Source organism: Megasphaera sueciensis, from assembly GCF_050219315.1.
GTDB lineage: Bacteria > Bacillota > Negativicutes > Veillonellales > Megasphaeraceae > Megasphaera_A > Megasphaera_A sueciensis.
Map to the genome: position 1 here is coordinate 1777119 of NZ_CP116939.1, position 12777 is coordinate 1789895.

The 12777-nt window shown below is 41.0% G+C and carries 11 protein-coding genes and 1 riboswitch; all 11 genes read right to left on the reverse strand.

Features of this window, described 5'->3' with window-relative positions:
* Positions 1-100: 100 nt before the first annotated feature.
* Complete coding sequence (locus tag NXG62_RS08540) at positions 101-814, reverse strand: ubiquinone/menaquinone biosynthesis methyltransferase (RefSeq protein ID WP_322351528.1); 714 nt, start codon at positions 812-814, stop codon at positions 101-103.
* Positions 807-1742, reverse strand: coding sequence for a prenyltransferase (locus NXG62_RS08545; RefSeq protein ID WP_427112018.1), 936 nt, complete (start codon positions 1740-1742; stop codon positions 807-809). The genes NXG62_RS08540 and NXG62_RS08545 overlap by 8 nt, the downstream gene beginning before the upstream one ends.
* Position 1743: 1 nt before the next feature.
* Positions 1744-2781, reverse strand: a complete 1038-nt coding sequence (locus NXG62_RS08550; protein ID WP_427112019.1) for a polyprenyl synthetase family protein — start codon at positions 2779-2781, stop codon at positions 1744-1746.
* A 103-nt stretch (positions 2782-2884) separates the two neighbouring features.
* Complete coding sequence (ldhH, locus tag NXG62_RS08555; protein WP_322351527.1) at positions 2885-5041, reverse strand: L-lactate dehydrogenase (quinone) large subunit LdhH; 2157 nt, start codon at positions 5039-5041, stop codon at positions 2885-2887.
* A gap of 21 nt (positions 5042-5062) precedes the next feature.
* Entirely contained in the window at positions 5063-5611 is a 549-nt protein-coding gene (locus NXG62_RS08560; protein WP_427112020.1) for a LutC/YkgG family protein, read from the reverse strand.
* An 882-nt stretch (positions 5612-6493) separates the two neighbouring features.
* Entirely contained in the window at positions 6494-6631 is a 138-nt protein-coding gene (locus NXG62_RS08565; protein ID WP_427112021.1) for a hypothetical protein, read from the reverse strand.
* A 19-nt stretch (positions 6632-6650) separates the two neighbouring features.
* Positions 6651-7982 (reverse strand): M20/M25/M40 family metallo-hydrolase, encoded by a 1332-nt coding sequence (locus NXG62_RS08570; RefSeq protein WP_427112022.1) that lies wholly within the window; start codon positions 7980-7982, stop codon positions 6651-6653.
* A gap of 40 nt (positions 7983-8022) precedes the next feature.
* A complete protein-coding gene (locus tag NXG62_RS08575; RefSeq protein ID WP_427112023.1) occupies positions 8023-8844 on the reverse strand; it encodes a MetQ/NlpA family ABC transporter substrate-binding protein in 822 nt (273 codons plus the stop codon).
* A gap of 68 nt (positions 8845-8912) precedes the next feature.
* Positions 8913-9011, reverse strand: a riboswitch (SAM riboswitch).
* 68 nt (positions 9012-9079) lie between these two features.
* The gene (pbp4b, locus tag NXG62_RS08580; protein ID WP_427112024.1) at positions 9080-10381 is read right to left on the reverse strand and encodes a penicillin binding protein PBP4B; all 1302 of its coding nucleotides are present in this window, start codon (positions 10379-10381) and stop codon (positions 9080-9082) included.
* A 195-nt stretch (positions 10382-10576) separates the two neighbouring features.
* Complete coding sequence (locus NXG62_RS08585) at positions 10577-11962, reverse strand: S-layer homology domain-containing protein (protein WP_427112025.1); 1386 nt, start codon at positions 11960-11962, stop codon at positions 10577-10579.
* A gap of 58 nt (positions 11963-12020) precedes the next feature.
* On the reverse strand, positions 12021-12767 hold the full coding sequence (locus tag NXG62_RS08590) for an alpha/beta fold hydrolase (RefSeq protein ID WP_427112026.1): 747 nt from the start codon (positions 12765-12767) through the stop codon (positions 12021-12023).
* Between the last annotated feature and the right edge of the window lie 10 nt (positions 12768-12777).

Below are 12777 nucleotides of genomic sequence, written 5' to 3' on the forward strand. Positions count from 1 at the left end.
GATTTTACGATTAATATCAATCAACCGTTGACATTATAAATCCGCAGTATAATCAGGTTCCTTTTTATCTCTACAGCGTATATACGTTCTTACATAGTTACTACATCATTTTTACAGCATACGGTTTTTGTCCCCAGTGCAATACGCAGGCTCCGAACAAACGGCTTTTATACCCCACCTCCGTCAGCCCTACATTACAAAACAATGCCAAAAGCTGATTCCTGCGCAAAAAATTACGTGTCGACTGCCACAGCCATTGATACTCTTTATGATGATCAAACCCTCCTCCTAAAACAGGCATGATCATGCGAAAATATATCTCATAAAAAGGCCGGACCCACGGAGAATCAGGAACAAAAGAATCTAAACAATATACCCACCCACCGGGGCAAACAACCCGTCTCATTTCCTGCAGCACCCGTTCATAATCAGACGTATTTCTAAGACCAAAAGAAATACAAGCAGCTGAAAAACTATCATCAGCAAAAGGAAGTTTCATTGCATCCCCCTCCTGCCAGACAAGGTTAGTTAACATCCGGCCTTTTTCCTGTGCTATTGCCAGCATCGACGGAGAAAAATCCAACCCTGTAATCTGCAAATCCTGCCGCTTTGCTGCCAAAGCAATCGCAATATCACCGGTACCGCTGCATACATCCAGCACCGCTCCTGTTGCACTTTTTGAAACCGCATCAACCAGAAGTTTTTTCCAGCTCTTTTCCAATCCCAAACTAATACGGTAATTTCCACGGTCATAAGAATGAGAAATATGCTGAAACACCTGAAACACCCGATCTCGTTTTGATACCTCAGCCATAAATACTCGCTCCCATCAATACGCAAAAGGCCAGCGTAACAATATAAGCACCGTTACCGAATATATTGGCTCGAAGAATTCCTTTCATCTGTACAATACGCTGTCCGGGGGTCAAGCTTGAAGTAAGTAAAAACCTAAATAGCTTATGCGCCGATACTACCATCAGCATAGGACAAATAATTCCCCAAAAGCCCAACAACCATACCGGCAGTATACAGAGAAACAGGATCCATAGTACCGTCACTATACGATACAACCGTACGGCATGCTCATACCCCAAAAGAACAGGCAGCGTTTTTCGTTTAGCTTCACGATCTTTTACAATATCACATATATTATTGGTCATCATAATAAGGCCAATTCCTAAAACAAACGGCAAAGCTGCCAATAATACGATCCAGTGAAAATCGCCTGTAATTGCTGCTAAAATTCCCAAAGGAATCAATCCGCCCATAACAAGTCCCGATACAAATTCTCCCACCGGCAAATAGGAAAGCGGAAAAGGTCCTCCCGAATAAAAAACAACAGCAACTCCACCGGCAACACCAACAACAATAGGTGCAATCCCGGCAGTCAACAGTACGGGCATGACCACCAGCACAGCCGCTCCCAAATAAATCACTGCCAACCATAACGCATGTACCGGATTTAAATTTTCATACACCAGCACGGCATCGTCGGCATCCACATGATCTGCCGCACTATCAACGCCTTTAACATAATCAAAGAAATCATTAAACGTATTTACCGAAGACTGCATCAATATACACGCACATAAAAGCAGTGTCCCTACTATAAAATGTAGTCCGTATCCTGCCAGTACACAATACAGTTCTCCAAACAAAGCCGGACAAATCGATGCAGGCCAAGTATGCGGTGCGGCCAGCCGTAAAGCCAGCTTAGGTGTAAGTACATTCCATCGTTCCATATCACACCGTCCCCAGCTTGCGAACCAACTTTAACAATAACCGAGAATATTCGCATTGCGGAAGTTCGTCTGCAATTGCTTCTGCCTGCCATTGACGCTTTTTTATCTCCTGCCAGGCCGCTTCGACTCCACCTAATCTAGTTACTGCCGTTTCCATCTGAAACATCTCTTGTAATGTCAATGCACCTTCAGCATTACGCCGCATGAATGGAATCAGCGCTTCTCGTCCTCCTGGCTGTTTCATAGCACAAAGTATAGGCATTGTATATATACCTTCTTGGAAGTCCTTATGCGCCGATTTACCGATGGTCAAAACATCCGATGTAAAATCCAGCAGGTCATCCCGAATCTGAAACATCAAACCGAGGCACTCACCGAATAACTCCAAATTACGAACCATCCGTTCATCACAGCCGCTCTCCATAGCTCCTATCCGACAGCAAGCCATAAATAAAGCAACTGTCTTTCCATGAATATTGTTCAAATACTCTTCAACCGTCACATCTTCCTTATATCGGCACATGGCTTGACCTATTTCTCCGGCACACATCGCCTCGATGGTCTTTGATAAAACAATACCCGCACGATTCATAGCTTCCTTCATCATATAATAGCTGATTCTACCCATGAGGAAGTCTCCGGCATATACGGCAGCATCTTTTCCATACTTTTTCTGAATGGAAGGTTTTCCTCTGCGGTAATCCGAATCATCAACAATATCATCATGAATCAATGATGCCATATGTGTCATTTCCACAATAGCGGCCAGCTTACAAAGCCGGTCCTGAGCTGTCTTGCAAGCCGATCCGAACTCACTTGCCAACAATAACAGTCTGGGCCGGATCATCTTTCCCCGGGTAGAAACCACATCATCTAATACAGTCCCCACTTCTGATCCGGAAAAAGGATGAACCGAAAAGAGATCAATATACCCTTCCACTGCTTTCATCCGCTTGTCGTACACATTCCCAATATGCATCGGCATTACTTTGCTGACTTTGTTGTCAAATAACTCCTGTTTGGTCATCAATATGCTCACGTACACCTTTCCAGAGAATGTTTTCGTTTTAGTGAAATTCTGCAGTGAATATCACAGATTTTGTATATTTATTACAGAAATGATTAAGCCAGAAATTTGGTTTTTAAAGACCACGTTTTTCCGTAAGAATCTGTGCCGTATGTTTAACTTTGATATCATCTCTGCCACGAGCATCGAGACCGCCCCTGATCTGCAATAAACACCCCGGGCAATCAACAGCAACCGTATCTGCTCCGGTTTCAAGGATATGATTTATTTTTGCTTGCAAAATCGGTGCCGAAATTTCTGGATATTTGATGGAATATGACCCGGAGAACCCACAGCAGCTGTCACATTCGGTCATTTCAGTAAGTTCCACTCCTTTGGTCTGCGTAAGCAGTTCACGCTGTTCTTTCCAAACATTCATGGTTCTTCTCATATGACAGGAATCATGATAGGTAATCTTCATCGGGACACCATCACCGTCACCGGGAATACCGCCGAGCATGTAAACAAGTTTAGAAAAATCAAAAGTTTTTTCAGCCAGAACTTTTGCACGTTTAAGCATTGCCGGATCATCCTGAAACATATTTTGATAATCAATTAAAGCATGTGTACAAGTCGGACAAGCAGATACGATATAATCGTATTTTTCAGCTTCCATTGCTTCAATATTAATAACAGCAGATTTTTTGGCATTATCCTCGTCACCCATATAAGTCGCAGGGGCTCCGCAGCAAGACTGACCCTGAGGCATTTCCACCTTATATCCGCATGCATTCAGCCCTTTAACAACCGCTTCTGCAATATCTACATAAACAAAGTCTAGCAAACACCCTGTAAAAATACCAATCGTGCCCTTAGGATTTGGTACGTCCTGTTTCATTGTAAGAATAACATCACGGAAAGGTACTTTGGCAACCGTCGGCAAGCTTCGTCCCGCTGTAAGACCGGATAAAAACATCGGCATATGGCGAATCATCGGTTCACCTTTGCTGAGCGCTCCCTGTGCAACAGAAGCAATACGCAGCATGGAGTGGAAAAGATGACGATCACTCACTGTATCAAGAGCAAATTTATGAATCGGATTCAGTCCATCACGCTTTGCATATCTCGTACGCAGTTTCAAAATCATGCCCGCAATATCCAGTTTGCCCGCACATACTTCATTACATTTTTTACACTGCAAACAGAGATTCTGAATATTTTCAGCTCGTTCCTGAGAAGTCAGGAATGCCGTTAATAACGTACCAATTCCTCCGGTGTATACCTTACCGCCATACACATGACCACCTACAAGGCGAAAAGCGGAACAGACATTGAGGCAAGCTCCACAGCGGATACAGCAGAAAATATCCTTAAAATCAGGATCTTCCAGAATTTTGCTGCGGCCGTTATCCAAAATAATTACATGAAATTCTTTTTGCGCCTTTTCATCTGTGTCTTTATTTACTACAACTTCATTGGACCCAGTATACATGCAAACATAACTGGTAAGTGTCTGGGCTGTACCATTACGCGGCAGTGCTTTCATAGCATATCGGATATCGCTAAGCTTGGCCACAAATTTTTCAATACCTACGACGTATACATGGATGGGCGGCAATGTCGCCGTCATGCGTCCGTTTCCTTCATTTGTAAAAGTGATAACGGTACCAGTATTAGCTACAGCAATATTGGCTCCGGAAACTCCCATGTCTGCATTTAGGAATTTATCCCTCATATATTTTCTCGAAGAACGCACCAATTCCAAAATAACCGGATTATTTTGTTCATGAAGGTATTCCGTGAAATATTCTGCTACTTGTTCTTTAGAAAGATGGATTGCCGGCATAACCATATGAACCGGAGTATCCCCGGTAATCGCATTGATAAATTCACCCAAGTCGGTTTCCTGCACATCAATACCATCTTCACGCAGCAACTCATTCATGTGGATTTCTTCGGTCGTCATGGATTTAGATTTTACAACGGCTTTAACGCCTCTTTCTTTGGCCAGTTTACGAATATAATCCATCGCAGCTTCACCATCGGCTGCACGAAACACATGTCCGCCTCTAGCATTGAAATTCTTTTCAAATTCATCTACCAATTCGTTAATATGTTCAGCCGCATATGATTTACCTTCATGAATTTTTTCACGAATCGCTTCAAAATCGTACCCTTTATAAACCTTAGCTCTATTGCCGGGATAGGCACTGGTAAATTTAGTTAGGGCATTTTGCAGGGCATTATTCTCTATGGCTGACTCGATCTCCTGCTTCAATTCTTCGTTATCCATATCAAGTATCCTCCTTTATTATTATTGATCATCCACTACAATTACCAGAATTTCCAGCGGACCGTGAACACCAACGGTGCCGACACATTCAATATCGGCAGTACGGCTCGGACCGGTAATAAAACCTACAAAATTAGGCATTTCAGGCATTGCACTAAGCATATCTATCATTGTGTCCAGGTTATCCAAAATAGTAGACCGTTTAATAATAACAATAGAAAACGGCGGCATAATAGCAGCAATACGTTCATCCACATTTTGATGCAGCTGAATAACCGATCCCAAATCTGCAAGACCATACTGTGCATCAATAATACCAACCTGATCTGTTTCGCAATTCAAACGAATATGATCCGTGTGAACCGTAATGCCTGCAGTCTTCAATCCTTCTGCAATGCCAAGTTCCTTAACGTATTCTGTTTGAACAACGGCTGCTGTAGTATCTCCTCTATCGGAAAATACCTTCTTCAATGTCGGAATCAATTCTGCCTTGCTGCAATGTGCACATTGTCCACTCAAGGCAGTCAATTTTTCCTCAAAGCTCTGATACAATTCATCTGCTTTTTCCATTTTCACACCTCTTTCATAAAAATAGCACTGATAAAACGTAGGTCATTCCTCTATCTGGGGATGACATAAAATAAAAAAAATGTCAAGCCCAAAGAAATTTTAAAGTAGATTTTTCCATACCACCTCACTAAAATCCTCACCCCGTCAACAGAATGAGGAAAGCGTTTCTCCATATAGAATAAAACATACGCAATAAAAGGAATTTATTTAAAACCAACAGAAACAAGTAGTATAAAACAACTAATACTTTCACCTAAATACTGTTATCATGTAAAATCACAACTGTCTCTTTACGTATTGTCCATAAAATAGATAAAACTATAATATAAAAAAGCCTATAAGCCTATAGCAGTATCGGCAATTCTTAAAAAATAAGGTACAGCCAACATTGTTTAACATATCTACCATCCGGCAGGCTTTGGCAATAACGTCCAAGTCTATTAAAAATCTTGCAATTTTCCTTACTTAAATTATTCTGTTGAAATAAATTCCGTTGAGATTATGCTTATATTATACAATTTCATTGTTAATTTTACAATAACGCTATGCATTTTATTCATCTATTTTATTGTTAAATTCACATTATAACTATGTGTTTTATTTATAGGATAAGCATATCTTATGTAATAATGCCACATTTTAGTAAAAACTTATACAAAATGTGGTTTTATGAATAATAAAAAAAGTTTCTCCGGACAGATAAAAAAAAAGAAATCCTTTTCATATATTACAATAACGCATTTTACGAACGCAAACTTTGTGATTTTTTTAACATATAATTTCCTATTCAAATTTAAACTCAGCAACTTGTATAAAAATATATTAAAAATCGGCAACGCATTTTCTCTAAGGAAATATACGCTGCCGATAAAATCATACATACTACCATTTATAAAAAGATGCCACACAAAATCCTAGCATAACAATAAGAATAAGCATATTCAACAATGTAAAACCACTATATGCAAGCCATCCGGCAGCTATAACCGTAAGCACCGTAAATAAAGCCTTCTTCTTCATGAAAATACCGCCCCCGCTTTTAATATTCCAGCAAAAATGTCTTGAAAAACTGTTTTGATCCCGGCAATGCATCAACCGGAATTCTTTCATTAACCTGATGAGCCCCACCCCAGCGATGATCCACCAAAAACCCATCAAAGCGGAATACGCGCCGGACAACAGGTGTATAATAATGTGTATCCGTAGCTCCCAGCATAAGAAACGGAACAAGAATAATGTTCTTCCCATAAAGCGTATGAAGTACCCTTTCTACCGTTCTATAATCATCACTATCCGGCGTCGAGGTAGGCATGGGATCTTCTCCTGAAACATGGCGCAGCCGGACTCCTTCAGGCAAAAATTGCTGTAAATATTGCATGACCGATTCTATGGTATCTCCCTGCAATATGCGGCAGCTCATTGTCATCCCTACATGGGAAGGAAGGACATTCGGCTGATTGCTGGCCTGCGCCATTGTAAATGCAAAAGTGGTATGAAGCATAGCATCTAGTTCAGGATCCTGACGTGCCAGTGCACACAACTCCTCCCAATATTTTTTCGGCTCTTGATAAATTCTTTTTTTATCTCCATCTTCAACTGCCGCGGCTGCTTTAAGCTGTGCTTCTGCCAATGGAATCAATCGATACGGATACGGATGTGCTTCAATATCTACAATTGCTTTAGCCACTGCGCCCAAAGCGGTTCCCAATCCAGGTTTGCTGGCATGCCCCCCCGCGGAATCTTTATAAATTTCAATATTAACACAAGCTTTTTCACCTAACCCGATCCGTGCAACAAGCTTATTGTCTTTGCCACGGACAATAGAACCACCTTCGTCAAAGGTACAGCCAATCGTCACACCTTCCGTTTGCAGATTTTGGCATAATAAACGTGCACCATCCGGACCATCAGCCCGATAAATCTCTTCCCCAAATCCCAAGGAAATATATAAATCATACGGTGGACGCCAACCAGAAGCAAATACATCTTCTACCGCTTCCATCTCTGCGGCAAGCAAATGCTTGCAATCTGTTGTACCACGACCGTATACGCAGTCATCCACTAATTCTCCTGAAAAAGGATCATATGTCCACTGCGCTAAATCACCAACCTCCACCACATCTTGATGCGCCATAAGCATAAGCGGTTCTTTTACCGGATTATCTGCCTTAAAACAAAATTGCAATCCTGCTTCGCCTATTTCCGTCAATCGAAATTCACGATAAATCGTTGGATAAAATTTCTGCAGCCACTGATGCAGTTTGCCAAATTCCCGCCAATCAACTTTATTGCCATATTCATTGGATATGGTAGCGCATTGAATTATTTTTTGAAAATGCGCTGTCATTTTTTTATCTTTCGTAACCTTCATGTCATGCACCTCGAATACTTAGATTGATTTCCTTTTTATTCTACCACGCCGGAACAAGAACACCCGCAAATTCCTTGTCAATATAATCTTTTACTGCCTGTGATTGAAATGCTTTAACAAATTTTTTATAAGCCGGGTTGTCTTTATCTGCTTCGCGGGCAGCGATAATATTAACATACGGACTCGTATTATCTTCTACGGCAATACCATCTTTTTGACTGTTAAGACCGGCAGAAATAGCATAGCCTGCATTAATAACAGAGGCCGCTGTATCATCCAAGGAACGGGGAAGCTGTGCTGCTTCCAATTCAATAATACGAAGATGCTTAGGGTTATCCACAATATCTTGAACGGTTACCTTCGTTGGTTCTTTTCCCTTTGTCAGCGTTATCCATCCTTGTTTCTGCAACAGCAACAACGCCCGTCCACCGTTCGATGGATCATTAGGAATAGCAATCGTCGCTCCATCGGGTATATCTCCAACGGTTTTATATTTATGGGAGTATAACCCTAACGGAGCTAAATAGGTTTGTCCTATACTAACTAAATGTGTACCATTTTTTTCATTAAAAGCATCTAAAAAAGGTTTATGCTGAAAAGAATTTAAGTCAATATCTCCACTGGCCAATGCCTGATCTGGTGTTACATAATCGGAAAAAGTTTTTACATGCACCGTCAAGCCTTCTTTAGCTGCTTCTTTTGTTACCAAGTCCATGATTTGTTCACTGGCACCCGGTGTAACACCAACAGTAATTTCCTTTTTTTCCTGCGAAGCAGAGCTACTTTGATTTCCACATCCTGCAAACAAGCTTGCCGCAGTAAACAGCGCAAGCGCAACAAGTACAATTTTTTTACATCTCATTTTCATCTCTCCTTAATAAAATTAACAAAAAAATCTTCGTCAAAAAAGACGAAGATTAATAACGTAATCGATCATCTTTCGAAATATTTCGCTGGAATTGGCACCTTTCCTTACGGAAGGTTGCCGCAGTGTCATAGGGCCAATCCCTCAACTGCTCTGGATGATATCGTTATGAAATTGTTGTTGCTATTCTAACATGCCGCTCCTTGTGCTGTCAATACAAAATTACCGTCTCTTATTGTACTGCTTTATATACCATAGAAATGATATCGCCATAGCTTACGGTCTTAAAATCATCTGTAACAAAGGTATTAAGTTGTCCTGGTACATTCGGTTCGTGAATCCGATTGGTTAAAAGAATAATGCATAAATTATATTTAGGATCAATGACAATATCCGTTCCCGTCCACCCCGTATGCGCTATAGCCTGAGAACTAGCATAAGAACCAAACTCCCATTCCTGATTTTGTAAACAATTTACATTCCACCCCAATGCAAATCGGGTATTGCGAGGGCGCATGTAGTCATCTATAACGTGAGGACTGCAAAGTGTGTAATTGCCATATCCCCCCTTGTTAAGTATAAGCTGTGCCAAAACAGCCAAATCTTCAGCCCGTGAAAACAAACCCGCATGACCGGATACTCCTTTCATGGAGTACCATGCTTTTTCATCCTGTACCTGTCCCTGTAAAGTGCCTGTACGTATCCCGGGAAAAGTTACCATTCCCCAACGCGTATTGCCACAAGGTTCCGTAGCAGCACAATCTTCTGGCTTAAATCCTTTACACAGCGGATTAAACAATGTATGGGTCAACCCTAATGGCCGATAAATCACATTCTCCGTATATGTATCCAGTCTTTGCTTTGTAATTTTTTCTATTACCGCACAAAGAATCATATAATCCGTGTCACTATACTGTATCTTCGTCCCCGTAGGATAAGAAAGCGGAATAGTATCTAAAAGTTTTAATGTCTTATCTCTATTCAAAGAATAAAAAGCGCCTGCCTGGGGTTTATAAAAACATATTTCCGGAGAAAAACCAGCTGTATGATCCATAAGATCACAAAGGCGGATTTTCTCACGACCATCACTGGTAAACTTAGGTAAATACGTCGATACCAAATCATCAGGACGAACTTTCCCCTCTCCTGTAAGCCTCATAAAAGCAAAAATCGCAGCATATATTTTCGTATTAGAAGCAATATCAAACAGGGTATCCACAGTCATAAGTTGACGCTTTTTTTCGGGGAGCAGTTGTTTTTGATCATACATTTTTGCCCAGCCATATGCTGTTTCTTTTATAATTTTTCCATCTTTTGCCACAAGCAGAACTGCTCCGGGAAATCCTCGTTTAACATCGTTTTCTATCACTGAATCAATACCTTGCAACTGCTTTCCCATACCATTGGAAGAAGGTGGGATTTCTTTGGTTAGAACCGGATAATGCTGCATTGCTTGCGGCGTAATATCCTTCGCAAATGCAGGCATCGTCAACATCATAATAAAAATGATAACTTGAAATAGGTTGCGTCTCACAGCAATGCCTCCTTTCCTACCATATTATATCATGTTAAGTATATACTCATACTAAAGCTTTTTTATTTTCAACAAAAATACAGGTAAAAAAGTGAACTCAATAAGGGATCCCTTTTCCGGAGTCCTTTATTGGGTTCGCTTTTTTGTGTAGGAAGATGTTGCCTACATAATGAATTTTACAAAAATCTTTTATATTTAGAAGAAGAAATTAAAGGTTGACTGCCAGCTATTATTTAGCTTATCTCCATCAATATATTTAATGCGGTCATATGTCAAGGTCCATTGTACATTACGCCATGGTACATAGACAAAATCAGCCCGCCATGCATTGATACCGTCCAGTGCATTTTGCCAATTACCATCCACATCCGTCGTAAGCGGAACCCAACTAAAAGCACCTCGATTCCACAAACCGGCTACACCGCTTGGCAAATGTCGATAGGAAATTCCCCATCCCCAATCTCCTTGTTTAAACGGATTGACCATATTCGTGTATAAGGCCGGCATATAATTTGTTGCCTTGTATTTAGATTGAAGAGCAATAAAATAACCATTTTGTTTGCCAGAGGCATGTCCGTAAGCATAATTGCTGGGATTAGCATTATTATGTGCATATTCAAAGGATAGTGCCAATTTTGGTGTAATTTCAATAGCACCGTTAATGACGCGCAAATCCAAATCGTCAACTGTATCAGAATAGCTTTGACGTAATGCATACGCACCGATATCCATTTTACCATTCGGCTTATACTGCGCTTCCATAAATTTAACGCGTTGTCCCGATGATATTAAATAAGAACTATTAGCTAAGCCGCCTCGGAAAGTCCATTTATCTTGCTTACGAGTATAGTATACTCCTTCCGTATCACCTGTATTGCCAAAGAAAGCGCCTTTCCCCGGATATAATTGCATTTTACCAATTTCAAGCGTACCGCCAAGCATATTTTTTCCTGTCATCCAGAATCGATCAAAGCGAACCGTTTCAGACGTATTTGACTGCCAATTCCACTTCGCCTGCACTAAGCGCGAATTCCATGTCCATCTATCCCCTACGTCCGCACTCATATATACCCGGATACGTTCCATTAACTGATCGGAATTCTTAATATTTTTCCCCGTAACCCAGGCCCCTCCACTGTTATTGCCTAAGCTATTATGTGTATATTCAATACGATTATCAAAAAAGAAATTCACATTAGGCTTAGCTGTCAACTTTACCGCTGCCGGAGCTGATTGCGTCGATTGAACCGCACCAATTTTCTCCAAATCCTGCGCATATTCTACAGCTAACTTTTCAATGACACGTTTTTGTTCCGGTGTTGCTTCATCTATTTTGGTCATTGCGTTAGCTACCAAAATAGACATTTCATACCGTGTCACCGTCCGTTTCCCATCAAAGCGTGTCACATCTCCTGATACGACACCTTCTTGGGTTAATTGTTTAATTGCACTATAAGACCAGTCATTCACAGGAACATCATAAAAAATGGCCGAAGGGGCGGCAAACCCTGAAATAGTTACACCCACAGCCATTATAAACGTCATCACTGCCAAAACATTTTTTGACATTCTTTTTTTCACGTTCTTTCCCTCCTTCAATAGTGTTTAGCTTACATCATGCCTCATACAGTTATGGACATTATAATGATGCAATAAATTGTCGTACTGTTTCTGCAAACAAATCAGGTACTTCTATTTGCGGATTATGTCCGGACGCCGGCAAAATAACTAAGGATGCATGAGGATACAGTTGTGCTGTTTTTTGTGCTTCCGACAAAGGAACAACTGCGTCTTTCTCTCCTTGCATGACTAGAACCGGTTTCATAAAGAAAGACGCTTTTTCAGAAAAATCTACAGTAGTCAGCGCCCGGGAATTAGGAATAAACACGTCTTTAGCCAAAAGACAATCTGCGAGCAAACCTTCCATAAGTGCCGGAGATACCTCTACAGCCAAAGTTGCTTTCAAAGAAGCCAGTAATATTTGTTCGTCTTTCACTACTGTTTCCAGCAAAGAATAATCAAATGGGCCCATGCCTCCGATATAGGCTGAATCTACAAGAATCATAGCCTTCAAATAACTCGGCATATCCACCGCCAGCTGCATGGCTACTGCTCCGCCAAGAGAATGTCCCGCGACAGTACAAGGAAAAAAATTCTGTTGCCGGAGAATCTCCATAATATCTTCAGCATGCTGTTCTATCGTTATATCTGTTTTTTCGCGTTCCGATCGACCACATCCCCTCAAATCAACTGCCAGCATGTCGAAAGAATCGTCAAGACGGATCATGGCCGGCCTCCACCAATGGGAGGAGGCTAAATTACCATGAATAAATAGTATTTTTTCCATCCCGTTTCCAGAACGAAAATAATGAAGCGTTTTCATCATACGTTACCTC

Excerpts from the sequence above, each read along its gene's own strand:
- NXG62_RS08540 (WP_322351528.1), bottom strand. The coding sequence starts at position 814 with ATGGCTGAGGTATCAAAACGAGATCGGGTGTTTCAGGTGTTTCAGCAT.
- NXG62_RS08545 (WP_427112018.1), bottom strand. The coding sequence starts at position 1,742 with ATGGAACGATGGAATGTACTTACACCTAAGCTGGCTTTACGGCTGGCC.
- ldhH (WP_322351527.1), bottom strand. The coding sequence starts at position 5,041 with ATGGATAACGAAGAATTGAAGCAGGAGATCGAGTCAGCCATAGAGAAT.
- NXG62_RS08560 (WP_427112020.1), bottom strand. The coding sequence starts at position 5,611 with ATGGAAAAAGCAGATGAATTGTATCAGAGCTTTGAGGAAAAATTGACT.
- NXG62_RS08565 (WP_427112021.1), bottom strand. The coding sequence starts at position 6,631 with ATGAAGAAGAAGGCTTTATTTACGGTGCTTACGGTTATAGCTGCCGGA.
- NXG62_RS08570 (WP_427112022.1), bottom strand. The coding sequence starts at position 7,982 with ATGAAGGTTACGAAAGATAAAAAAATGACAGCGCATTTTCAAAAAATA.
- NXG62_RS08575 (WP_427112023.1), bottom strand. The coding sequence starts at position 8,844 with ATGAGATGTAAAAAAATTGTACTTGTTGCGCTTGCGCTGTTTACTGCG.
- NXG62_RS08590 (WP_427112026.1), bottom strand. The coding sequence starts at position 12,767 with ATGATGAAAACGCTTCATTATTTTCGTTCTGGAAACGGGATGGAAAAA.